This is a genomic window from Rhizobium aureum (assembly GCF_030182495.1).
In the GTDB taxonomy this organism is placed as follows: domain Bacteria; phylum Pseudomonadota; class Alphaproteobacteria; order Rhizobiales; family Rhizobiaceae; genus Rhizobium; species Rhizobium tropici_C.
The window spans coordinates 529,288-553,306 of the sequence record NZ_JAQJCI010000001.1; the positions used below are offsets into that span (position 1 = coordinate 529,288).

Sequence of the window (24,019 nt, forward strand, 5' to 3'; positions counted from 1 at the left end):
GTCTGTCTTCCTTTTTGCTTTGGTGTTTCAAAATCCTGCCTTGCGCAGCCCTTCGCGGTACAGGTCTTTCTGCCACTGTTCCTTCAGCACGATCATGGATAGCCATTTGTCCACATCGAAATCGGGAATGGTCGCTCTTACATTGCGAACAAAGGATCGTGCTTTTTTCATATCGCCGAGCATTGCCCAGCAGGCGGCCGACAGCCGATCGGCCAGGCCGCTATCACGCATCATGGCGATATAGGATAATGCCGTCTCGAATTGGTAGAGACAATAGTTGGCGCCGGCGGCCGTCCAGAGATAGGTATCGGGAGCCAATGGATTGAGATCAATTGCATTGGCGATCTTTTTCAGCGCATCGGCCGGCCGTGAGGCATGCACCAGCGTATCGGCATAATCCGCGATGATGTCAGCGTAATGAGGGCTCAGAGTTTCGGCAAGATTCAGCGCGTTGACACTCTCATCGATATCGCCTTGCGCCAACTTTACGATCCCCAGTTCACGGTAGCCGCCCGCAAGGTCCTCACCGGCGGAAATCGCCTTGGTGGAAAACTCCGCAGCCGAGGCCAACAGCTGCTCGTCACCTCGCATCGTCAGCAGCCATTCCTTGGTATAGGTGCGCGCTAAGCCGCTGAGCGCCGGCGCGAAGTGTGGGTTCTTCTGTAACGCGGCGCGGAACTCCCGCCGCGCCCTGCGCAAATTGGGCAGGGTCAGTTCCTTCAGATGGCGCTGTCCCACAAGATAGCGGTGATAGGCATCGGGGCTTGCTTCGTAATAGGCGCGCGACAGACTATCGCGCTCGATGTGAGAGGCAACGATCAACGCAATTCGCTTCGAGAGTTCGCGCCTATGTAGCGTAAGATTCGACGAATCAAGGCTGAAGCGTTCGGCCCAGATGATTTCGTCATTGGCAAAGAAGATCAGCTGCGCGAAGAGCGATACCTCCTGGCCGTAGCTGATGCGGGTATCCAGTATGTAGGAGATACCATGCCGCTCGAAGACCGCCGCCTTGTTTGGATCGCGGGAAAACTGTCCGGCGGTGTGCGGGGCAATCACCCGAACGCTCTTCAGGCTGCAAAAGCCGATGGTGATATCCTCGATCAATGAAGCAGCGACAAGCGTTGCGACGATACTCTCGCTGTCGTTCTGCGGCGGCAGCAATGCCAACCGCGGCGCATCCAGTTTTCGCTCGCCATAGGGCGGGACGACGGGCGGAGGACGTGCCAGAAGCGAATCGCGGGCTTGCGCAAACTGCTTGTTGAACATGCGACTGGCGAGTTGCAGGGAGAGCGATTCCGTCTCGGTATCCGAACGGACAGCACGTGCGTTGGCGGCAAAGGGCAGAGCCGATCCATCCTGTGGGCCATCGTGGACACCCGACTCGAGAAGAAACGCCTGCACCTCCTCGTCGTGCGGATGTAGCCGGAAGACCTGCAGGGCCAGCTTGCGGATCGTCATGTCCGCATCCGCCGCGGATATCGGCGCCAATGCCCGCTTGAAGACGCGCAGAAACTGATGGGAAATGGCTTCGCGCTTCTGTTCCACCCAGACATCGAGCAGCGTATTGACCGGCTCGAAACCTTCTAAAAAGTCGCCCTTCACGGTCTCGGCCAAGCGATACAGTGTCTGCACGGGCTCATTGTTCTCCGCGATGTCGAACAATGACAGATCTGAGGTCAGGGTTTCGACCTCAACGCGGACGGTTGTTGGTGTAAAGGTCAGAAAGTCGACGCCAAGTTCGCGCTGACGGCTTTTGATGCGGGCGATGGTTTGACGCATATTGGCCAGCAGTCCGGCGCGGTCTTCACCGCTCCATAGCAAGGTCGCAATATCGGTTCGGCTGGCCTCGAACTGTTTGGTATCGAGCAGATAGCATATCGCCAACAAGCCTTTGTCTGGAAACGACAGATCGCCAAGATCGTTCGTGAGGTGAAGGCGACCAAATGTGTGAAGATTGAACAAGGATTCCCGTTCCGCCTGTGCATGATGAAAAATGACCCAGGGTCCCACATTGCAACCTGCGCGATCCCAAGTTTGCACAGATTGATATCATGGATGAATCTCATCAAGAGCAAATCGTTCGCTGCTGTCGCAGAAAATTCATCCATTCACCGGGATGATGAGCGGCCAGGGGATGATTTGCTCGAAACGATCAGCGGGCAGGAAACACGGCTTGCAGATAGCCAGCCGAGATCATCGCCCGCATCGTGCGGCTCTATTTCCGTTCTCTTTGAGCCTGCGGAAGTCGAAGACTTGCTGGCGGTCTTTCAGCTGCCGAGCGCGCGTTGGTCGGTGATGTACCTTGCTCGCTTCGCCATCCCAGCCCGTAATCGCTCCGTGGTTTTATGACGGTCGGCGGCGCGACCGAACAAATACCCTTGTGCAAATGAACATCCCAAACGCGCGAGATTGCGTGCTTGTTTTGTAGTCTCTACACCTTCCGCGACTATCCGTACGCCGAGCCCGGTCGCCATATCAAGCAGAGCCTTGATTATGGTTTCGCCACGGTCATCCAATATTCGGTCTACAAAACTTTTATCGATCTTGATCACGTCCACGGGGAACTCGAGGAGGTGGGTCAGAGACGCGTAGCCCGTTCCGAAGTCATCCAAAGCTACAAGTAATCCTGCAGTGCGCAGTTCCTCGATTGCCTGAGCGACGTAGCGGTTCCTTTCATCCATGTAGACCGGTTCAGTAACCTCGATCACGATAGATTTAAGGGGGACGTTGTGACGAGAAAATATGCCTTTGACGCGCGCGCATAGATTTCTTTGGTCGAAATCCGCCATGGAGACATTCACGCTGACAAATTGAGGCAGAATTGCCTCATCGAGCCAATATCTCACGTCACCGGCAACCTGCTCCAGCATCCGCTCCGTCAACAGATATCCCATGGAAATATCCTGCAGCGCGTCCATGAACATACCACCCGAGATAATGTCTCCCTCTCTTGTGCGAACGCGGCAAAGAGCTTCCAGGCCTACGATTTCTCGCGTATCCAGTCTGACGATCGGCTGATAGTGCGCCTCAATCCGATTTTCAGCCAATGCGCTTCTCACGGATTGCAGGGTCCGAAACCGCTGCATAAGGGCTGCGGCGAGGTCGTCTGTGTACAGACTGAAGCTTCCGCGCCCCGTCTGCTTGGCATGTTGCAGCGCCAGATTTGCCTGTTGCAGAAAGGTTGGTACGTCGAAGGGGCGGGATGGATCCGATACCGCACCGCCACAGCTTATAGAGATCGGAGTGTCATGCTCCCCGGCCCAGTCTGATCGCTGCTCCATCGAGCGCAAAATTTCCCCGGAAATCCTCGAGAGCTCTGCATCCGGGTTTTCTTTAATGACGATCGCGAACTCATCCGCATCCACTCTGAAGACGGCCTCGGGCCCACAGATCGCTGCGATCATACGGGCGACCTTAATGATCAACTTGTCTCCAGCCGCATGGCCAAAGGCGTCGTTCAGCCGACCGAGATGATCGATATCCACCAACAGGATTGCTATGGGTCCGGCGGAACGATCCGCCACAGTCTCAAGCGTTCTCAGGAAGTTGGCGCGATTGCCAAGTCCGGTGAGCGGATCGAAATAGGCCAGACGTTGATTTTCGGCCTTTATATGCTCGCGCTCCAATACCAGCGAACAAAGATCGACGCATTCAGCGACAATCATTTGTTCCTCCTGGCTGGGTCCTCGATTCTGCTTATAGTAAAATCCAAAGGCTCCGAGCACGCGGCCATCGCTCTGGAGGATGGGGCTCGACCAACAAGCTCTGACGTCGTGCTCGCTTGCAAGAATATCGGCAAGCGCTCGATAGGGAACCCAAAGCGGATCGGAAAAAATATCCTTGACTGCAATCGGGCGACGCACAAAAGCAGCCGTGCCGCACGAGCCGACGCCTGGTCCGATTTTTATTCCATCGAGAGCGTCGCAGTAGTTCTTGGATATGCTGTTCCCGGCAAGCGGATGCAAAAAGCCGTGGTGGTCAACGGTGACAATCGAACAAAGCACACCGGGAGCGAGTCGTTCGGCATGAGCGCAGATGTAGTTTCCGGCCTCCACGACCGAGGCTCCACGCGCCAACATATCCAAAATCTCCCTCTGAAGCTTTCCCGGCATCGTGGTTCCCGTCGATTTATCATCCTCTCCAAAAATCAGCTTTGTGAATGAAATTCAAATAGATCGATGCCTATGGGATCTCTTTCGAGAACTACGGTTTACCAATGCTTCCCAAAGCAGAGCGATGCAGGCCGAGTGTGTGCTATTGCCATTGTGGTGTGACACGGCAACGCTGCTGCGCCTGTAGCCAAGATGCTTTTCTGCGCGACTTTGTTGGAATTAAAAGTCGAGGATCACCAGGTGAAACATGTATTTGGCACCCCGAAGCAACACCAATCGCGCACAAAAAGTGCTCCGCTGCCTTTCGACAGCGGAGCTTGGGATTCGACGTTGAGATGTCAATTCTTGACGGTGTCCTCCAGGAAGAAGCGGCCGAGCGGATTCTGATGGAAGTTATCGATGTTCTTGCGCGCGACGTTGATATAAGGGCTGTAGTAGAGATCGATCCAGTTGACGTCGTCCTTCGCCATCTTCTGCAAGTCGATATACATCTGCTCGCGCTTCTTCGGGTCCAGCTCCTGCCGCGCTTTGGCGACGAGATCCTTTACCGCATCATTCTTATAGTTGGTCATATAGTTGTTGTTGGAATCGTGACCGAGGACGAAGGTCGTCTTCTGGTCTGGGTCGAGGATATCGTTGGTCCAGTAGTTGACCGAGATGTCATAGTCGCCAGCAACGGTCATGTCCCATTCCTGGCTGGGATCCACCTTCTGCAACTTGGCTGTAATGCCGGCCTTGGCGAGCTGCTGCTGCACCAGGACCGCCGTCTGCTCATCCACTTCATCGCCAGCGCGGATGAGGTAATTCAGCGTCAGGTCGGAAACGCCGGCTGCCGAAAGCATCTGCTTGGCCTTTTCCGGATCGTAGGGGCGTAGCGGATTATCCGCATAGTAATACAAGGCGCCCTTTGGAATGTAGGAATTGGCGACCGTACCCTGATGGAAGGTAACGGCATCGACGATCGCCTTCTTGTCGATTGCCATGTCGAGGGCTTGGCGGACTTCCTTCTTGCCGAGGTCGCCATGGGCATGGTTGATCAGCAGATGATCCTCACGCGTGGAAGGATCGATCAGCACGCTGAGGTTTGGATCCTTTTTCAGCTCTTCGACGCGCGAGAACGGTACGAAAATGGCGGCGTCCAGCTGGCCGGCCTGCACGTTCAGCATGCGGGTATTGTCGTCCGGTACCGAGATCCATTCGACGCCGTCGAGCTTGACGCGGTCGGCCTGCCAGAAATTCGGGTTCTTCTTCAGGATGATGCGATCGCCGCGGCGCCACTCCTCGACGGAGAAGGCGCCCGAGCCGATCGGCTTTTCCGCATAGGCATCCGGCCCCATCGATTCCATCCCGGCCTTCGAGATGACCGATGCGTTCGGCAACGCCAGCGTCGACAGGAAAGGCGCCGATGCATGCTTGAGCTTGATCGTCAGCGTGTGCGGATCAGTCGCGACGGCGGTATCGATCACCTTGTATGAGTCGCTCCAGAGCGATGCCTTGTCGTCGCGGATACGCAGCAGGCTGAAAGCTGCATCATCAGCCGTCAGCGGCGAGCCATCGGAAAATTTCGCGTCGCGAATCTTGAAGACATAGGTCAAGCCGTCATCCGAGGTCGTCCAGCTCTCCGCAAGACCCGGCTCCAGCTTCGTGCCCGTCTTGTCGACGCGCACCAGCACGTCGTAAACGTTGGAGAACACCCAGTTGTCGATATTCTGCGCCGTCTTGATCGGATCGAACGTCGTCGAATCCTCACGGCGGCCGATGGTCAGCACGCCGGCGGCTTCGGCATAGCTCGCACTCAGCGTCAGGCCGGCCAGGATGGCGGCAAGCCCGATTGTCTTCCATTTGTTGATCATGAATTCGTTCCCTTCGTTGTTATCGCATGCGTTTGGCTGATTGGGTCTGCCCTGCGGCTGCCGCATCGCGTTCGCCGTGCAAGGGCTTGTCCGGATCGATATCGGGAATGGCTGCAATGAGCGCTGCGGTATAGGCATGCTTCGGGCGAGAGAAGATCTCCTGCGAGCGGCCTTCCTCGACGATCTCGCCGCGATACATAACCACGGTCCGCTCACAGAGATCGCGGACGATCGCGAGGTCATGAGCGATGAAGATCAAGGTCAGGTTCATCCGGCGCGTCAGTTCACGGAAGAGATCGATGATCTGCGCCTGGATGGTGACATCGAGCGCTGCGACGCATTCGTCAGCGATGATGAGCTTCGGATTGACTGCAAGCGCCCTTGCAATGCCGGCGCGCTGGCATTGGCCACCGCTCATGCTGCGCGGCTTTCGATCGGCGAATTCGCGTTCAAGCCCGACGAGATCGAGCAACTCGCCGATGCGTGCGGGAATGTCTGCCTTCGCGACCTTGCCATGGACTTTCAGCACTTCGGCAAGCGTCTGGCCGATCGTCAGCCGAGGGTTCAGCGCGTTGAACGGGTCCTGGAAGACCATGGCGGTTTCGCGCCGGAGCTTTGCGAGGCCAGCGCTCTTCTGCTGAGTGAGGTCGACACCGTCGAAGGTGACATGGCCGGAGGAGATCGGGGTGAGGCCGAGAACGGCGCGGGCAAGCGTGCTCTTGCCGCTGCCGGATTCGCCGACAATGCCGATGGTTTCGCCAGGCTTAACCTGCAGGCTGACGCCGGAAACAGCGCTGACCGTCTTTGCGCCGCTGCCCCTATAGAAACCGCCGCCGACCCTGAAGTCGACACACAGGTCATCGATTTCGAGCAGCGGCTTGGCTGACGTTTTCGGCCTGGCTGGCTCCGATTGCGTTGCAGCTTCGTCGGGCAGGGAAGGATGGCTGTTGATCAGATCGATCGTATAGGGATTTTCAGGCCGGCTGAGGATCGTCCTTTTGGGACCCTGTTCGAGCAACCGGCCGCTGCGCATGACGGCGATCCTGTCGCACGTCTGGGCGACGATGCCGAGATCATGGGTAATGAGGATGATCGAAAGCCCGCGCTTGTCGCGAATGTCGATCAGGAGCCGCAGGATCTGCGCCTGGATGGTGACATCGAGCGCCGTCGTCGGCTCGTCGGCGATCAGGATATTAGGGCTGCAGGAGAGTGCGACACCGATCATGGCACGCTGGCGCATCCCGCCGGAAAACTCGTGCGGATAGCTGTCATACTGTCTTTTGGGATCAGGAAAGCCGACCTGCTCAAGGATCTCGGTCGCGGCTGTGCGCACCTCGCGTGCCTTGAGACCTTGATGGTAGCGGATGCCTTCGGCGATCTGGTCGCCGATGCGCATGACGGGATCGAGATGGCTTGTCGGATTCTGGAAGATCATGCCGATCTCGCCGCCACGCACCCCAAGCATCTCGGCATCGCTGATTTCCGTGAGTTCCCGTCCTTCGAGACGGATGGAACCGCTGTCGATTTTCAGAAGCGATGAGGGCAGCAGCCGCACCAGCGAACGGCACAGGAGGCTCTTGCCCGAGCCGCTCTCGCCGACAAGGCCAAGTATCTCGCCCCTGCCAAGATCGAGCGAGACGCCGTCGATCAGCGTGCGGGCGCCGTTGTCGAGACGGGCCTTGACCACGAGGTCGCGGACGGAGAGGACGGGCTCGCTCATTCATGCACTCCGAGCAGTTCGCCGAGCGCATCGCCCAGCATACTGAAGCCGAAGGCGAGGCACACGATGGAAAGGCCGGGAAACAGCGTGATCCACCAGGCCGTGGTGATGAAGCTTTGGCCTTCCGCCACCATGACGCCCCATTCGGCAAGCGGTGGCTGAACGCCGAGGCCGAGATAGCTGACGGCTGCACCGCTCAGCAGCACCAGCACGGCATCCGACATGGAAAAGACGATCGAGCCTGCAATGGCGTTCGGCAGCAGGTGGCGGAACATGATCCTGGGCCGGCTGAAGCCGAGGCTAACGGCGGCGACGGCATAATCGCTGCCTTTCAGCACCAGCATCTGCGCGCGGATCAGGCGCGCGTAGGAGACCCAGCCGACCAAGGCCATGGCTATATAGAAGCTGCTCAGCCCCGGCCCCAGAATGGCGATGATCGACAGCATCAGCACCAGGAACGGGAAGGCGAGGATGATATCGACGATGCGCATGAAGAGCGCGTCGACAATGCCGCCGAAGAAGCCGGCGATGGTGCCGACCGTAGTGCCGATCAGAAACGGGAAGAGCACGCCGATGACGGCGATCTGCAGATCGATGCGCGTACCCCAGATGACGCGCGAAAGAATGTCTCGTCCGAAATTATCCGTGCCGAACAGATGCAGGAACGACGGCGCCTGCAGGCGCATGTCGGCATTCTGGAAGATCGGGTCATAGGGCGCGACAAGTGGCGCCAAGATTGCCAGAAGAAGGAAAAACAGAAGGATGCCGCCGCCGAGCGTCAGCGTCAGGTGCTTCCCCAAAAACCTGTTCCAGCCAGGGGAGGCCGTCGCTGTCGTGTCGATGCTCATAGCTTCACCCGCGGATCGACGGCGACCGTGACGATATCGGCGAGGAAGTTGACCAGCACCGTGGCGCAGGCAAATACCATCGCAACACCCTCGACGACCATGTAATCGCGCGAGAAGATGGCGCGCACCAGCAATTGGCCCATGCCGGGCAAGGCAAAGACGCTCTCGACGACGACCGTGCCGCCGATCAGCCAGCCGATATTGACGGCGAGCAGGTTGATCGTCGGCACCAGCGAGTTCGGCACGACATGCCGCCAGAAGACGATGCCTTCCGGCATGCCGCGGGCACGGGCCGCCGTCGCCACATCCGATTTCAGCGCTTCGATCATTGCTGCCCGCAGGCTGCGGGTGAGCACGGTCGAAAGCGACAGCGCAACCGTCAGGGCCGGCAGGATGAGATGGGCGATCTTCTCGCCGATGGTGGAGCCATAGCCCGAGACCGGCAGCATCCCGAGTTGGACGCTGAACAGGATGATTAGCATCAGCCCCAGCCAGAAGGGCGGAAAGCCGATGCCGAAAGTCGAGACGACGCGCACGATGTGATCCGGTGCGCGGCCGACATTGCGCGCGGCAATCGCCGACATCGGCACGGCAATCAGGATCGACAGGATGACGCTCGAGACGACCAGCGCGACGGTCGGCTCGATCCGGGTCGAAATCAGCGGCAGCACGTCGATCTTGTAGAGGATCGATTTGCCCATCTCGCCATTGCCGAGATTCTTGATGAAATAGAAATATTGCAGCCACATCGGCTGATCGAGGCCGTATTGCGCGCGAATGCTGGCAAGTGCGACCGGGGTGGCGCGCGTGCCGAGGATATTGCGCGCGGGATCGCCGGGAATGAGGCGGACCAGAACGAAGGTGATGACGCTGATGCCGAAAAGGACAGGCAGGAACTGCAGCGGTCGCGTCAATACGAATTTATAGCGATGCATAGCGGCGATCGCCCCCTTGTCGTCGATGGGATTGGATCACCTTAACTTGCATCAGCTTGCCCTATGCCGCGACAGGAAGTCGAGAAGTGCCGGATAGTAGTCCTGCGGGTTCTCATAGAAAGGCATGTGGCTGGCGTTGGCGAAGACCTTGAGTTCGGCATCCTTCAAGGCAAGTTTCATCCTGAGCGCACAGGCCGGCGTCAACTCGTCATGTTCGCCCGCGGTGATCAGCACCGGCATCGTAAGCTGCGGAAGGTCCGGAATGCGGTTCCAATCCTTGAGATTGCCGATATAGAGAAATTCGTTCGGCCCTTGCATGGTCTCATAGGGACCCATGTTCCAATCGTCGAGCGAACGGCGGACAGGTGCCGGCCATTCCGGCAGGCGGCAGACATGGCGGTAGTTGAGGATGGTGACGGCGGCGAGATATTCGGGGTGATTATAGGTGCCCTGTGCCTCGTGCTTTTGCATCATGGCGACCGTTTCCGGCCCGAGTGCCGCGCGCAGCCGCTCCAGTTCGGAAATCAGATGCGGCATGTCGGCGACGGTATCTTCGAGGATCAGCGTCTTGAGGTTCTCGGGATAGGTCAGCGCGTAGTCGATTGCCAGCCAGCCGCCCCAGGAGTGACCGAGCATGTGGACTTTACCGAGACCGAGTGCCTTGCGGACGGTTTCAGTCTCCTCCACGTAACGGCCGATGGTCCATAAACCCTTGTCGGCCGGGCGGTCTGAGGCGCCGGTGCCGAGCTGGTCGAAGGCAACGACCCTGTATCCCCTATCGATCAGGCAGGAGTGTGCCTCGCGCAGATAGTCGCAGGGCAGGCCAGGGCCGCCGTTCAGGCAGAAGACCGTTTCCGGTCCGCTGCCAAAGCTGTAGGCGACCACCTTGTAGCCATCGACCTCGACGACATGCCGCGCCTCGGGCTCAATTTCACGCCACATTGACAACTCCGGCGAAAGATTCTGCTTGCTCAATATTTGAGCATGGCTAAATTTTTACCTTAAACCGCGCTCGGCACCAGCTATAAGAAGTGATAGGTTGGGGCGCAGGCACAGACGGGAACCGCTGCATGTTCGATCAAATCGGAACCATCAGGCGCCAATTCACGGCGCATCAGACGCTGGACGGCCGCATCGACCATATCTTCGAGGGCATGAAGGCAATCGGGTTCGAGGCCTTGATCTACGACTATTCGCCGGTGCCCTATGACCTCGACGGCAAGATCATGATCCCTTCGCTTCTGAAGCTCAGGAACATCTCCGACGACATGTATGAATACTGGTTCGATCGCGGCTATTTCCGCATTGATCCCGTGCAGCAGGTGGCGCTACGCACTTCGGCGCCGTTCTTCTGGAATTATGATCCCGATGCCGATACGCTGATCAAGCGTTTCATGAGCGAGGATACGGTTCCCGTTGCGCGCTACCTGAGCGAGCGCGACATGTCGACAGGCGTCACCGTGCCGGTGCACATGCCGCGCGGCGACTATGCGACCGTCACCGGAATTCGCTTCGGTGCCAACAAGGAGTTCGAGCGCGATGCCCTGCGCTACATTGCCGATTTCAACCTGCTGGCGCATGTCTTTCACGAGACGGCCTATTCGCTCTTCGATACCGCAGCGCTGAGCGTCGGCAAGATCCGGCTGACGGAGCGCGAGAGGGAGTGCTTGCGCTATTCCGCCGAGGGCTATTCCGCCAAGGAGATTTCCCGCATCATCGATCGCTCGGTGCCGACGGTCGTCATGCATTTGAACGCCGCGGCAAAGAAGCTGGGCGCCAAGAACCGCACGCAGGCGGTCGTCCGCGCCACGCATTATCGGCTGCTGGAAGCGCAACCATCCTATAACTTCTGATAGCTGCCGCACCCGTTTCGGTCGCGTTATGGTCTGCTCCGTCGAAGCCTGGAGATGGAGAGACACGTGGCCGCAACCCCGACGCAGGAAGCCTTTCTGCCCTTTCGCGAATACCGGACATGGTACCGCATCACCGGATCGCTCGATTCCGGCAGGCTGCCGCTCGTCGTCGCCCATGGCGGACCGGGCTGCACTCATGACTATGTCGACAGCTTCAAAGGCATTGCCGAAATCGATGGCCGCGCCGTCGTCCACTATGATCAACTCGGCAACGGCAAGTCCACGCGCCTGCTCGACAAGGGTCCCGACTTCTGGACGCCGGCGCTTTTCCTGGATGAGCTGGATACACTGCTGAAGCATCTCGGCATTCAGGATCGCTACGCCTTTCTCGGTCAGTCCTGGGGCGGCATGCTGGGTGCCGAACATGCGGTGCGTCGACCGAAGGGGCTGAAGGCGCTGGTGATCGCCAATTCGCCGGCCAACATGCACACCTGGGTCGCGGAAGCGAACCGTCTTCGCGAGGAGCTGCCGCAGGAGGTGCAGGACACGCTGCTAAGGCACGAACGGGCCGGCACGATCACCGATCCGGAATATATCGCCGCCTCCCGCGTCTTCTACGATCGCCATGTCTGTCGCGTCGTGCCCTGGCCGGAGGAGGTTGCCCGCACATTCGCCACCATGGACGAAGACAATACCGTTTACCGCAACATGAACGGCCCGACGGAGTTTCACGTCATCGGCACGATGAAGGATTGGACGATCGAAGACAGGCTTGCCCTCATCGAGGCGCCGACCTTGCTGATCTCGGGCAAATATGACGAGGCGACGCCGCTGGTGGTCAAGCCCTATGTCGATGGCGTAAGGGGTTGCGAGTGGGTGCTCTTTGAAAATTCAAGCCATATGCCGCATGTCGAAGAGAAGGATCTTTGCCTGAAGACGGTTTCAAGTTTCCTGGAGCGGCATGATTGACGATCCAATCTTCACGGCGGCTCGGACGAATAAGAGCTGCCCATCCCCTGCAACTATCGCGCCAAGCGTTTAGGCCGCAGACAACGTAACAACGCCCCGTGAGGGTCCAAACCTCGCTATGGATTTTGTCATTCAAATGCATTACATTTTTGTTGAATGTGGAGATAACCATGGCTGCAAACGCACTTGTCCAAACACGCATCGATGCTGACGTTCGGGATCGAGCCTCCGCCGTCCTTGAGAGCATGGGGCTAACGGTATCGGACGCGGTGCGCATCCTACTCACCCGGACGGCTAATGAAGGTGCGTTGCCACTTGAACTCTTTTCGGGCAGCGAAGCTCACGACAGTTGGTTTCGCACAAAGGTGCTGGAAGCGCTGAACGACACTCGTCGTGACATTTCGGATGATGAGGTCGAGGCACATTTCGCTGAGCGCCGATCGACCGCGCGTCTCAAAGTGGACGCCCGCAAATCGTGAAGCTGACGCGGTCTGCGTTCGCTCTATTGGATCGCGACGCCATATTCACATATATAGAGGCAGATAATCCTTCAGCCGCTGTCATGATCGACGAAAGGATGATGGCTGCCACTCGCCGCTTGATCGACTTTCCCGCAAGCGGCCGGATTGGAAGAATTGCAGAGACGCGCGAACTGGTGATCAACGGAACGCCCTATATCGCGGCATATGTCATTACGGAGACTGCAGTTCGTGCCCTTCGCGTCCTTCATGGCTCGCAGGAATGGCCGGAGACTTTGCCCAGTGGCTGAGTTTAGACCGAGGCTTGCTGACCTCTACGTCCTCAGCGGATTGCCGGCTTCATCCCAAACTACAACAGTTGGCGCCATCAATGAGATTGCGGCGGGTAAAAGGATTCCACGAAATTAAAAGGATCCGTATGAATTGGTGCGAAACGCGCAATCGGTCCTTTTCAGATGGAAATCAACACAGCGTAATGCCGCAGAGCGAGAGATGGCTTGCTTGAACGTCAAGCGAGACGGCGACCAACCTTCTCGCTTGAACGACTATCGGGGCCTTGAAGACGGCGCTATGCCTTGTTCCTGCGTACAGCGTCTGCGACCGTCACCTTCTTGGGGATGAGCTTGAGTTCGAAAAAGGCGTCAGCGATGGCTTGCTGTTGTGCCACGACGGACTCGTCGAGGCTGCTGATGCCATAGGATTGACGCTCCAGCGCTTTCACGAGGACAGGTTGCGGGATGCCGACCGACGGGGATAGTTCCGCGGCAGCCGCCGCGGTGTCGGACTTGGTCCATGCGTCAATCTCGGAAATAGCCTCGATCAGGACGTCAACGGCCCCGGCGTGATTGTCGACCAGCGCGTTGGTGCCGAGATAGAACTGGTGATTGGGAACGATGCCCTCACCGTTTCTAAGCTCTCGCGCCTCAAGCGCCACTTCCGCCGCTGCTTGAAAGGGATCCCATATGACCCATGCATCGACTGCGCCCCTTTCGAAGGCCGCGCGGCCGTCTGCTGGTGCGAGAAAGGATGGCTCCACGTCCTTATAGGTCAAGCCAGCTTCTTCAAGGGCTTTCACGAGCAGATAGTGCACGTTCGATCCTTTGTTGAGGGCGACTTTCTTACCCTTCAAGTCTGCAACGGACTTTATGGGGCTATCTTTCTGGACAAGAATGGCTTCGCCTCGCGGGGCAGGCGGCTCATGCGCAATGTAGACGAGCGGAGCGTTCGCGGCCTGGGCGAAAATCGGCGGAGTTTCGCCGGTCGATCCGAAATCGACAGCACCCGCATTCAGCGCTTCAAGGAGCTGGGGACCGCCAGGAAACTCTGCCCATTCAACCTTGTAGTTGATCGCTCCGAGTTTCTTTTCCAGCGTTCCTTTGCCCTTGAGAAGCACCAGTGTTCCATATCTTTGATAGCCGATACGCAGGACCTTGTCAGCCGCGTTCGCCATTCGAATATCCACCAGCGGTGCCGCGATTGCACCGGCCACGACCGCAGTGAAAGCTCGTCTTGTGATCTTCATCATGCTCTCCGAAACAAGGTTACGCCAAACTAGAGTATCCTTATCTTTTTTCTAGAAAGTGTGTGCTCCGGCGTGCGCTTCTCTGGGATTCACTTTTCTATTCCGTCGCGATGGTAGGCAAAAGAAATGCGTCTCATGCCGTGCTTGATGATCGCCGGTGGGGCCACTCTCTGTCGCGCAATGCCTAGGGAGTATCGGGACGGCGCTATCTCTTACCAACGGACGCGGTCATCCAAATGCCGGAGAACTTGCGTGGCCAGGCGACGGGAGCCTTCCGTCAGGCGGTCCGAACAGCCCCTAGTTTTCGCCCGATGTGAAATCGCATAACATCTCTCTTCGTTACAGATGGTCAAAGGGAGCATTAGGGATGTCCATGCCGCCGATCTATTATGGGTTCACGAGGGCGGTTGCCTTAGGTGTTATGATTATTGTTCCCGCCGTTTTCTGTGCTTCCTGCTCGACGATCGGCGGAACCGGCGGGCAATCCGGTCGTGCGGCCTTGAGCAAGTCGGCAGATCCCGCCAAAGACAAGGCGGCCGACCGTCGGCGATGGGCAGAGAGAGTCCAGCGGGACAACCAGTTAGCACCAAGCGGGTCGGCAACGGGTTCCTATGGCTCTTCCCGTCCTCTCCTTACCTGGTAAGTGATAGACTGGCGAACTGCTCTGCCTCAGGCCTTATGGAAGGGATTCGGCTTAAGCCGGCTCGGATAGGTGCCTTCTTTCCTTAGGACGAGCGAAATTGGCGTTACGCATCTACGGCAGGCCTCAGGGAAGTCCTTCACTGATGCTGCCTTTTTCTCCCCCGATATCCGCGCCGCCGAGCCGCCGCACGAAGTCAGCGAAGAAGTGCGAGGCACTAGTGGCCCGTTTGCGCACCGCGATTGTCTGGGGAATTCGCGAAAATACCCCATCTACCACCCGGAAGCCTTTCGTCCGCTCCGAGGCATTGAAGAGGAATTCGGTCAGTCCGGCCGCCGCGTCGCATTCTCGGTTGGCGAGAAAATCGAGGGCGGCCGCGGGGCTGTCGACATGCAGTACCGTGGCTCGCTTGAGTATTCGCTCAAGCTGCTTTGTATAGGCTGCGCTACGCGCGGAAGCGATGCGAATTCCCTTGGAATCGAGCTCGTCCGCCGTTCGGCAGGGTGACGCCACTGGAACCAGATAGGTGGCCTCGACCGAGATGTAGGGAGGCGAGAAGCTGAAGCGATCGGTTCTCGATGGGTCAGACGCGATGAAGGCGATGTCCCACTCGTCGCCGTCCGCGGCGGAAAGAATATCTGCGGCCGATCCGTATGGTATCAGCGAAAGCTCGCGATCAAGTTCGTGGGCGATCCTACCCGCAATTTCCGCACTAGGGCCTACTAAGGCGCCTGCGTTTTCATCCCAGCGAATCAAAGCTGCGTTCGACATATTAACCGCAGCTCTAATGGTTCCAGTCGGCGCTATCTCCGACCGAACCTGTTCCAAAGCGAACATGCTATGTCTCCCTAGAGCGTGATGCCGAAAGTGTAGGCGGTTTTCGCACGACATCCGGCTCTAGCGCGAAAACCTGGACGCAAGTGCTTCCGATCCTCTGGCAAGGAGGGCAACATCGACGCCGACTGCCGTGAACAGCGTTCCCTGCGAAATGCAGCGAGCCGCAAACTTCTCGTCAGGCGTCAGGATGCCCGACGGCTTACCGACGGCTTTCAAGCGCTCGATCGCATTCTCGATTGCCGAAACTACCTCGGGATGTCCCGGTTGGCCGGGATAGCCGAGGCTGGCGGCGAGGTCCGCCGGACCGATGAAGATCCCGTCTACTCCGTCGACCCCTGCAATGGCTTCAAGCTGATCGAGCGCCTCTCGTGTCTCGATCTGCAGCAAGAGGCAGATCTCCTGTTCGGCGGTCTGCGCGTAGTTCGGCACGCGCCCGAAACGGGTGGCGCGGGTGAGGGCGGAGACGCCGCGAATGCCTCGCGGTGCGTAGCGCGCGGCGGCCACGGCCGCCTTCGCCTCCTGTTCATTCTGCACATAGGGAATGAGAAGCGTCTGGGCACCGATATCCAGAAAGCGCTTGATCAATACGGGGTCGTTGAAGGCCGGGCGCACCACCGGGGCGACGTCGTATGGCGCGACCGCCTGCAGCTGTGGAAGCACAGTGAGGACATCGCTGGGAGAATGCTCGGTATCGAAAAGCAACCAGTCGAAACCGGATGGTGCGACGATTTCCGCTGCATAGCTGCCCGGGAGGCCACACCACAATCCGATCTGACTTTGACCGGCCAGGAGTTTTCGCTTGAACCTGTTGACGGGGAGTTCCATTAGATCCTCACACGAACGAGACGCCGATTGAGCCGACGGGGCCGTAGTCGGCCTGGATCACGTCGCCTCGGGCTATATCCACCGGGCGGGTGAAGGAGCCGGCCAGCACGATCTGCCCCTTTTTCAAACCGGCGCCCACCGCATGGAGCTTGTTTACCAACCACGCGATCCCGGCTGCCGGATGGCCCATGATCGCTGCAGAAACACCGGATTCCTCGATGATGCCGTTCTTCGAGAGGGTGGCTCCCACCCAGCGGATGTCGATGTCCATCGGTCGAATGATGCGACCTCCTACAATGATCGCCCCAAAAGCGGCATTGTCGGCGATCGTGTCGGTGATCGCCCTCGGAACCTCGGTGCGATAGTCGATGATCTCGAGAGCCGGGACGACGAATTCAGTCGCCCTCATCACGTCGTAGATCCGCGTACCGGGGCCTTCGAGATCCTCGCCCATCACAAAAGCGAGCTCGACTTCGAGGCGGGGCTTGATAAAGAGGTCCGCCTTGATCTGCGCTCCGTCGTTGTAGAGGGCGTCGTCGAGGATGACGCCATAGTCGGGCTCGGTCATCTTGGATGCCATCTGCATCGCGCGCGACGTAAGGCCGATCTTGTGACCGACGACCCGAGCACCCCTAGCAGTCCGAGCCTCCGCCCAGAGCGCTTGAATTTTATAGGCATCTTCAAGCTCCAGACCGGGGTAGGTCTTGCTCGGTTGAACGATTGGCTTGCGCTCGGTTTCCGCCTTCAGAAGGGCGTTGGCCGCCTCTCGGCGTTCCTGTTCTGTGATCATCGGTTCGGCTCTGTCGTTGGTCATTTGATGGGTGGACGCGGCAGCACGGCTTCGCCGGGCTCCATGACGTAAGTGTAGTCGAGTGAGAACCAGGGGCCGTAGACGCCCGGCTCGGACGGATGCGGTTCGTCATGGCGGACGAAGTCGCCAGTCAGGGCTGCCGTCACTCCAAACTGAACGTCGGAATCGATGTGCGGATCGCTTGGATCGAAGACCTGGGAAATCAGCGTCTTGTATCCCTGCTTGAAGATCAGGGCGTGAAGATGCGCTGGTCGGTACGGGTGACGTCCCTGCGCCTTTAGCAATCGGCCGACGACGCCGTCGACCGGGATCGGGTATCCGACCATCTTCACGGTGCTGAACCAGAAGCGGCCGTCGGCATCCGTGGTGAACTTGCCCCGAAGATTCATCTCAGCCTGATCGGGATCCTGATTTTCATAGAGCCCAACGGGAGAAGCATGCCAGACGTCGACCTCCGCACCCGCGATCGGCCTGCCGTCCCGGTCTATTACCCTGGCGCGGACATAGAGTGGCGTGCCCGGCGTGTCGGAGCGGATGATCGTACCGCCGTTTTCGACACGGGGAGAGTTCAGGCGCCAGAACGGGCCGAGAAGAGACTGCGACGTCTCCGTCTGGCCACCGTCGCCGTTGTTCAAAAGGCAAACCAGCGAGGATACGCCGAGAGATCCGGCCATGAGAACAAACTCGTTGTGGCTGTCCGTCTGCAGTTGTCCGATCTCGTTGAGTATCGCCGTAGCTTCGCGGAACTCGACTTCGGACAATCTTACCTCCCGCACGAATGCATGGAGATGCTTTACCATTGCGACGAGGATTTCTCGCAGACGTGGATCCTCGGTTTTGTTCATCGCCGCGAGGACGGCAGGCGTCAACTCGCTTTCGGTTTTTATGGCCATAGGGCTACCTCCCAATGGCTCTGACTATTTAGAATAATCGATTATCTGTCAATGAATGTTACGACGGCTTTTCCCTTCGAATGAGGAGGAATTGGCTGGACATGATATTAAATATCTGAAAATACTTACTTAAATTCACTAAATATACGGATCGCAGCTGCCATAACGGCCCTGATTACGTTTTTCGTTGACACAAATAATCGTTTATCATATCGATCATCGACAGTTGATCGAAATTGCCAGGGAGCAGGGATGAGCTCGAGCGACGACAGCGCCTCTGTGCCACTGACAGACGAGGAGACGGGGTCCGCGGGTTTTGCCGATGATGGCAAGAACACCATCGGAAGCCAGTTGGCGTCGCGGCTGCGCGAGGCGATCATCTCTGGCGAGCTGGAGGCCGGCAGCAAGATCAATCTCGACAAGGCGCGCCGTACGTTCAATGTCAGTTTAAGCCCTCTGAGGGAGGGGCTTGCACGCCTGATTTCCGACGGCCTGGTGGAGTTTCAGGACAACCGTGGCTATCGCGTAGCGCCGATCTCGCTGGCGAATCTGGAAGAAATCACGACGCTGCGCGAAGAGCTCGAAGTCTTCGCGCTGCGGGAATCCATGCGCATCGGCGATGTCGAGTGGGAGGGCAATATAATGCGCTCGCTCCATCGCCTGAACCGCACGGAACGAGATGCCTCACGGCCGGAGACGCTAGAGCAATGGGAAACGCTTCACCGGGAATTCCATCTCACGCTCATTTCCGGTTGCGGCAAGCCGCTTCTGTTGCATTTCTGCGGCCTCTTGCTCAACCTGAACGACCGATATCGCCGGGTCTTCCTCATCAGGACTTCCGGCGACCGGAACGTCGGACAGGAGCACAGCGAGATCGCGCAAGGAGCGGTCGCGCGGGATATGGAATACGCCTGCGAGAAACTGCGACAGCACATCCACCGCACGGGGACGAACCTTCGAAACCACCTCGCGACGAAAGGGATCGTGTGATGGTGGCGTCTGGATCAAGATCGGAACAGAAGATTGGCGTTGCGCACTTCTCCGCCATCTCCCTGATGCCGAGCGATTTTGCGAAGGCCGCGGCGGCGGCGGGCTTCTCCAGGATTGGACTGAGGCTGAATCCCGCGTTTCCTGGAGCGCCCTACTACGAGCTGCCGGTCGGCGGTCGCGCTGCGGAAGAGTTGAAAGCGGTATTGCGCGGTGAAGCGCTCGAGGTCTTCGATATCGAGTTCTTTGTCATCGATCCCTCGTTCAACGCCTCGTCTCTGGAACCCATAGTGGCTGTGGCTGCCAACATCGGAGCCAAGCGTCTGAGCGTGTGTGGCGACGATCCGGAACAGAGCAGGCTGCAGTCGAACTTCACCGAATTCTGCGGCCTTGCAAGCGGCTATGGATTGGCTGTTGATATCGAGAACATGGGTTGGCGGACGGTCCGAAGCTTCGCTGACAGCGTCAATCTCCTGAAATCGAGCGGCGCGCCCAATGCCGGCGCACTCGTTGATGGAGTGCATTTCTTCAGGAACGGCGGAACGTTGACGTCGCTGCGCGCCGAGATCGACAGGGTCAAGCACGTCCAGTTGTGCGACGTCGCCGGACCCGCTCCGAGCACCCCCGAGGCCATGATCGCGGAGGCCCGAGGCAAGCGCCTTGCTCCCGGCGAGGGCGAATTGCCGTTGGGTGAACTGGTTGAAATAGCCGACGGGGCCGCATCGATCTCGGTCGAAGTACCTCTTTCAGGCTCGGCAGACGCGGAGGAGCATTTGAAACGCCTGTTCGAAGGAGCCTTACGAGTATTTAAGCCGGATCAGTGATCCCGGCGCCGGCGAGGCGAAAGCCGCGCCGAGTGGAGGAGGCCAATATATGGGTTACAAGTTTGATTTTGGCGCGGTCTTCGACCGCGCCCCGGAATTGTTTTGGGGTTCGCTTGGAACGCTGGGTCTCGCCTTCGCGGGGATGCTGCTCGCTCTCGTGATCGGAATCTTGGGCGTTGCAGCAAGAACCTCGAAGGACGCGTGGGTTCGTGCTCCCGTGATCGCGTTCGTCGAAGTCGTCCGCAACACGCCGTTCCTTGTGCAGATCTTCTTTATCTACTTCGCCCTTCCGCTGATGGGCATCCGCCTGAACCCGACGGTCACCGCGATCATCGCGCTGGGGATCAACGGAGGCGCCTACGCCATCGAGATCATCCGCGGCGGCGTTGAGAGCATCAACAAGGGACAGATCGAAGCTGGTTTTGCGCTCGGGCTGCACAAGGCCGACGTCTTCCGGCTCATCGTTCTCAAGCCGGCACTGCGAGCAATCTACCCGTCTTTGACGAGCCAATTCGTGATGCTGACCTTGACCACGTCGGTGTGCACCTCGATCGCCGCATATGAGCTGACATCCGCGGCGCAACGCATCGAGTCAGATACGTTCCGAAGCTTCGAAGTCTACTTCACCGTGACCGGAATGTACCTGGTGATCTCGAGCCTGATGATGGGAATCTTCGCCCTGATCTCCCGTTCCTATTTCAATTATCCGACTCGATAGGAGGCGCTTATGGGTCCCATCGGCGAAAACGAGCTGTTCTTCATGCTGCAGGGTCTGAAGTGGACCGTATTGCTGGCAATTATCGGTTTCATTGGCGGCGGCGTGTTCGGCATTTTGATTGCGCTTGTGCGCACGTCGAAGCATCGGTTCGCCCGGCTTGCATCATCTGGCTACATCGCGCTCTTCCAAGGCACGCCGCTCCTGATGCAGCTCTTTGTCGTCTATTACGGCGTCGCCCTTCTCGGCATCGACGTCAACGCCTGGGTCGCTGTCGCGATCGCGTTCACTCTTCACGCGAGCGCCTTCCTCGGCGAGATATGGCGTGGCTCGATTGAAGCCGTTCCCAAAGGGCAGACCGAAGCCGCTAACGCTCTTGGCCTGCATTACGTCTCCCGAATGAAGGACGTGGTTCTGCCTCAGGCCTTGAAGATCTCGATGCCTGCGACCATCGGCTTTCTTGTGCAGCTCATCAAGGGGACGTCGCTCGCAGCGATCGTGGGCTTCATCGAGCTGACCCGGGCTGGCCAGATCATATCGAACCAGACCTACCGCCCGCTGCTCGTCTTCGGGATCGTCGGGATAATCTACTTCGTAATTTGCTGGCCTCTTTCCCATGTCGGAAGCGGCCTTGAGAAACGGATGGCAAAAGCCGCCCGCTAAGCCTGCTTCGGGAGAAGTAAACAGCACAAGAGGAGGAAAGTGCAATGAATACCAATCGTAGGAAATTTCTCGGTCTAGCGCTGGCGACCGCTACCTTCGCCGTCGTCGGCGCTGCGACAGCGACCGCGGCATCTGTCGAGGAGATCAAGTCGAAGGGAACGCTGGTCGTCGGCATCCAGGGCGACAACGCGCCTTGGGGCTTTGTGAACTCGAGCGGCAAACAGGACGGCTTTGACGCCGACGTGGCAACGCTGTTTGCCAAGGAACTCGGCGTGAAAGTCCAGTTCCAACCGCTCGCGGTAGCGAACCGTATTCCCGCGCTGACGACCGGCAAGGTCGATATTCTCTTCGCCACGATGGCGATGACGGAAGAGCGCGCCAAGTCGATCCAGTACAGCAAACCTTATGCGGCCAACACGATTTCGCTTTATGCCGCCAAAGCCGACACCGTGAAATCGCCGGCCGACCTGGCTGGTTGGGAAATAGGCGTACCGAAGTCCAGCTCGCAGGACAAGGCCGTAACCGACGCGGTCGGATCGACGGCCACCATTCGCCGCTTCGACGATGACGCGGCCACCATCCAGGCCCTGATCTCCGGACAGGTAAAGGCAGTGGGCGGCAATCAGTTCTATGGGCAGAGGCTCGATGCGGCCAGTGCCGGCACGTATGAACGAAAGATCGACTTCCTGACGACTTACAACGGCGTGGGAACGCGACTCGGCGAGAAGGACTGGAACGAGACCGTCAATGCCTTCCTCGACAAGATCAAAGGCAACGGCGAACTCGCGGCCATCACCAAGAAGTGGATGGCAATCGATCTTCCCAAGTTCCCTGAATCCATCCCCAACATCCCGTTTACGGTCAAGTAAAGCATAAATGGAGGGCGCCGTGCTCAATTCCCCCAACGACCAGTCGACCTTGATATCCCTTGATAAAGTGGAGAAATGGTACGGCGCCTTCCACGCCCTGAAGAACATCAATCTGTCGGTTTGCAAGGGAGAGAAGATCGTCCTTTGCGGACCGTCCGGTTCCGGCAAGTCCACCTTGATCCGTTGCATCAACGCGCTTGAATTGATTCAGGGCGGCAAGATCGTGGTGGAAGGTCAACTGCTGGACGGCACCACCAAGGCGGTCGACGCCATTCGACGCGAAGTCGGAATGGTTTTCCAGAACTTCAATCTCTTCCCGCACATGACCGTGCTGCAAAACTGCGCGCTTGCGCCCATGAGAGTGCGGGGCGCAAGCCGGGCCGACGCAGAGAAGTTGGCGCGAAAGTATCTCGAGCGCGTCCGCATCCTCGATCAGGCGGAAAAATATCCGGCGCAACTCAGCGGCGGACAGCAGCAGCGCGTCGCCATCGCGCGTGCCCTATGCATGGAGCCGAAGGCGATGCTTTTCGACGAGCCCACCTCCGCCTTGGATCCCGAAATGGTCAAGGAGGTTCTCGACACCATGATCGGCCTCGCAAGAGACGGCATGACGATGATCTGCGTGACCCATGAAATGGGCTTCGCCCGGCAAGTCGCTGACAGGGTCATCTTCATGGCTTCCGGAGAGATCATCGAGGAGGCGGAGCCCGAAACCTTCTTCAAGAACCCCAAGCATGACCGGACAAGGGCATTTCTCGGCGAAATCCTTGCGCATCACTGATCGGGCAAAGACATGGACAACAGCAAATTCCTGGTCGGCCTCATCGGCGCCGACATCCAGATGTCAAAGTCGCCGGCGCTCCATGAAACGGAAGGCCGCCACCTGGGGCTTGATTATGAGTACGAACTCGTGGACTTGGCAGTGCGCGGATTGCCTCCTTCCGCGCTGCCGGATCTCCTGAACGAGCTGGAAAGCCGCGGCTTTGCGGGAACCAACATCACCCATCCGTGCAAACAGACCGTGCTGCCTCACCTGACGCGCCTGTCCGAAGATGCCGAGATGCTTGGAGCCGTGAACACGGTCGTGCTTCAGAATGGCGAGCGGATCGGACACAACACCGACTGGTATGGCTTTTACAAGAATTTCGAGCGCGGCTTGCCCGACGTCGCGAAGGCTCATGCTGTTCTGCTTGGCGCCGGTGGCGCTGGGGTGGCCGTCGCGCACGCTGCCGTGAAACTCGGCATAGAAAGCCTCTCGATTTTTGATCAAGACGAGCGCCGGGCCTCTACTCTCGCCGATCAGCTCAACAAGAGGTTTTCAGGAGAGGTCGCAAGGCCGATCAGAGACGTGCGCGCCGCCCTCGCCACCGCAGATGGCCTGATCCACGCCACGCCGACTGGTATGCCAAGCCATCCTGGGCTTCCGATAGATCCAGATTGGATAGGGCATCGTCACTGGGTGGCCGATATCGTCTATATGCCGTTGGTGACCGAGCTCCTTGCGTTGGCAAAGCAGAAGGGGTGCCGGACGCTTCCAGGCGGCGGAATGACCGTGTTTCAAGCGGCCGCAGCTTTCGAGCTTTTCACAGGCCTGTCACCCGACACGGAACGAATGTCGCGCCATTTCGATGAGCTGTGCCGAGTGACAGCGTGATCGGGGGGAT

The 24,019-nt window shown here is 58.5% G+C and carries 23 protein-coding genes; 11 read left to right on the forward strand and 12 right to left on the reverse strand.

All coding sequences use genetic code 11. The annotated features are described in order from the left end of the window. Positions 1–27: 27 nt before the first annotated feature. The 7 genes from PH552_RS02530 to PH552_RS02560 all read right to left on the reverse strand — a co-directional run bounded on the left by PH552_RS02530 (position 28) and on the right by PH552_RS02560 (position 10,410). Positions 28–1,962, reverse strand: a complete 1,935-nt coding sequence (locus PH552_RS02530; protein ID WP_113248688.1) for a tetratricopeptide repeat protein — start codon at positions 1,960–1,962, stop codon at positions 28–30. Between the two features lie 305 nt (positions 1,963–2,267). After that, positions 2,268–4,112 (reverse strand): bifunctional diguanylate cyclase/phosphodiesterase, encoded by a 1,845-nt coding sequence (locus PH552_RS02535; protein WP_285165449.1) that lies wholly within the window; start codon positions 4,110–4,112, stop codon positions 2,268–2,270. A 338-nt stretch (positions 4,113–4,450) separates the two neighbouring features. Continuing rightward, positions 4,451–5,965: an ABC transporter substrate-binding protein gene (locus PH552_RS02540; RefSeq protein WP_285165450.1), complete on the reverse strand. Its 1,515-nt coding sequence runs from the start codon at positions 5,963–5,965 to the stop codon at positions 4,451–4,453. A gap of 19 nt (positions 5,966–5,984) precedes the next feature. Beyond that, a complete protein-coding gene (locus tag PH552_RS02545) occupies positions 5,985–7,685 on the reverse strand; it encodes a dipeptide ABC transporter ATP-binding protein (protein WP_113248690.1) in 1,701 nt (566 codons plus the stop codon). Further along, positions 7,682–8,533, reverse strand: coding sequence for an ABC transporter permease (locus PH552_RS02550; protein WP_113248691.1), 852 nt, complete (start codon positions 8,531–8,533; stop codon positions 7,682–7,684). Before PH552_RS02550 ends, PH552_RS02545 begins: the two co-directional genes overlap by 4 nt. Next, positions 8,530–9,468 carry an ABC transporter permease gene (locus PH552_RS02555; protein WP_183764443.1) on the reverse strand — a complete coding sequence of 313 codons (939 nt, stop codon included), beginning with the start codon at positions 9,466–9,468 and terminating at the stop codon, positions 8,530–8,532. Before PH552_RS02555 ends, PH552_RS02550 begins: the two co-directional genes overlap by 4 nt. 51 nt (positions 9,469–9,519) lie before the next feature. Next, positions 9,520–10,410, reverse strand: coding sequence for a proline iminopeptidase-family hydrolase (locus tag PH552_RS02560; RefSeq protein ID WP_113248693.1), 891 nt, complete (start codon positions 10,408–10,410; stop codon positions 9,520–9,522). A 128-nt stretch (positions 10,411–10,538) separates the two neighbouring features. On the opposite strand from PH552_RS02560, the gene PH552_RS02565 reads away from it, so the two are divergent. The 4 genes from PH552_RS02565 to PH552_RS02580 all read left to right on the forward strand — a co-directional run bounded on the left by PH552_RS02565 (position 10,539) and on the right by PH552_RS02580 (position 13,059). Beyond that, positions 10,539–11,321 carry a LuxR family transcriptional regulator gene (locus PH552_RS02565; RefSeq protein WP_169645283.1) on the forward strand — a complete coding sequence of 261 codons (783 nt, stop codon included), beginning with the start codon at positions 10,539–10,541 and terminating at the stop codon, positions 11,319–11,321. Between the two features lie 54 nt (positions 11,322–11,375). Next, entirely contained in the window at positions 11,376–12,290 is a 915-nt protein-coding gene (locus tag PH552_RS02570) for a proline iminopeptidase-family hydrolase (protein ID WP_183764440.1), read from the forward strand. Positions 12,291–12,460: 170 nt separating this feature from the next. Continuing rightward, positions 12,461–12,769: a type II toxin-antitoxin system RelB/DinJ family antitoxin gene (locus tag PH552_RS02575; protein ID WP_113248696.1), complete on the forward strand. Its 309-nt coding sequence runs from the start codon at positions 12,461–12,463 to the stop codon at positions 12,767–12,769. Next, the gene (locus tag PH552_RS02580) at positions 12,766–13,059 is read left to right on the forward strand and encodes a type II toxin-antitoxin system RelE/ParE family toxin (protein ID WP_285165451.1); all 294 of its coding nucleotides are present in this window, start codon (positions 12,766–12,768) and stop codon (positions 13,057–13,059) included. The genes PH552_RS02575 and PH552_RS02580 overlap by 4 nt, the downstream gene beginning before the upstream one ends. Positions 13,060–13,337: 278 nt before the next feature. Here the strand turns inward: PH552_RS02580 and PH552_RS02585 are convergent, their stop codons facing one another. From PH552_RS02585 to PH552_RS02605, 5 genes are all read right to left on the reverse strand, one after another. Beyond that, positions 13,338–14,291 carry a sulfonate ABC transporter substrate-binding protein gene (locus PH552_RS02585; RefSeq protein ID WP_285165452.1) on the reverse strand — a complete coding sequence of 318 codons (954 nt, stop codon included), beginning with the start codon at positions 14,289–14,291 and terminating at the stop codon, positions 13,338–13,340. A 766-nt stretch (positions 14,292–15,057) separates the two neighbouring features. Then, a complete protein-coding gene (locus PH552_RS02590; RefSeq protein WP_113248699.1) occupies positions 15,058–15,768 on the reverse strand; it encodes a transporter substrate-binding domain-containing protein in 711 nt (236 codons plus the stop codon). A 60-nt stretch (positions 15,769–15,828) separates the two neighbouring features. After that, positions 15,829–16,593, reverse strand: coding sequence for a 4-hydroxy-2-oxoheptanedioate aldolase (gene hpaI / locus PH552_RS02595; protein ID WP_113248700.1), 765 nt, complete (start codon positions 16,591–16,593; stop codon positions 15,829–15,831). A gap of 7 nt (positions 16,594–16,600) precedes the next feature. Then, entirely contained in the window at positions 16,601–17,383 is a 783-nt protein-coding gene (gene hpaH / locus PH552_RS02600) for a 2-oxo-hept-4-ene-1,7-dioate hydratase (protein WP_113248701.1), read from the reverse strand. 20 nt (positions 17,384–17,403) lie between these two features. Further along, positions 17,404–18,297 (reverse strand): dioxygenase family protein, encoded by an 894-nt coding sequence (locus PH552_RS02605; RefSeq protein WP_113248702.1) that lies wholly within the window; start codon positions 18,295–18,297, stop codon positions 17,404–17,406. A 252-nt stretch (positions 18,298–18,549) separates the two neighbouring features. Here PH552_RS02605 and PH552_RS02610 point away from each other — a divergent pair, with 252 nt between their 5' ends. The 7 genes from PH552_RS02610 to PH552_RS02640 are packed head-to-tail and all read left to right on the forward strand — an operon-like array spanning position 18,550 to position 24,009. Next, positions 18,550–19,287, forward strand: coding sequence for a GntR family transcriptional regulator (locus PH552_RS02610; protein ID WP_113248703.1), 738 nt, complete (start codon positions 18,550–18,552; stop codon positions 19,285–19,287). After that, entirely contained in the window at positions 19,287–20,108 is an 822-nt protein-coding gene (locus PH552_RS02615; RefSeq protein ID WP_113248704.1) for a sugar phosphate isomerase/epimerase family protein, read from the forward strand. The genes PH552_RS02610 and PH552_RS02615 overlap by 1 nt, the downstream gene beginning before the upstream one ends. A 49-nt stretch (positions 20,109–20,157) precedes the next feature. Then, entirely contained in the window at positions 20,158–20,826 is a 669-nt protein-coding gene (locus PH552_RS02620; protein ID WP_113248705.1) for an amino acid ABC transporter permease, read from the forward strand. A 9-nt stretch (positions 20,827–20,835) separates the two neighbouring features. Further along, the gene (locus PH552_RS02625; RefSeq protein WP_069610596.1) at positions 20,836–21,486 is read left to right on the forward strand and encodes an amino acid ABC transporter permease; all 651 of its coding nucleotides are present in this window, start codon (positions 20,836–20,838) and stop codon (positions 21,484–21,486) included. A gap of 44 nt (positions 21,487–21,530) precedes the next feature. Then, complete coding sequence (locus tag PH552_RS02630) at positions 21,531–22,355, forward strand: transporter substrate-binding domain-containing protein (protein ID WP_113248706.1); 825 nt, start codon at positions 21,531–21,533, stop codon at positions 22,353–22,355. A gap of 19 nt (positions 22,356–22,374) precedes the next feature. Next, positions 22,375–23,136, forward strand: a complete 762-nt coding sequence (locus PH552_RS02635; RefSeq protein WP_113248707.1) for an amino acid ABC transporter ATP-binding protein — start codon at positions 22,375–22,377, stop codon at positions 23,134–23,136. Between the two features lie 12 nt (positions 23,137–23,148). Beyond that, positions 23,149–24,009, forward strand: coding sequence for a shikimate dehydrogenase (locus PH552_RS02640; RefSeq protein WP_113248708.1), 861 nt, complete (start codon positions 23,149–23,151; stop codon positions 24,007–24,009). Positions 24,010–24,019: the final 10 nt, after the last annotated feature.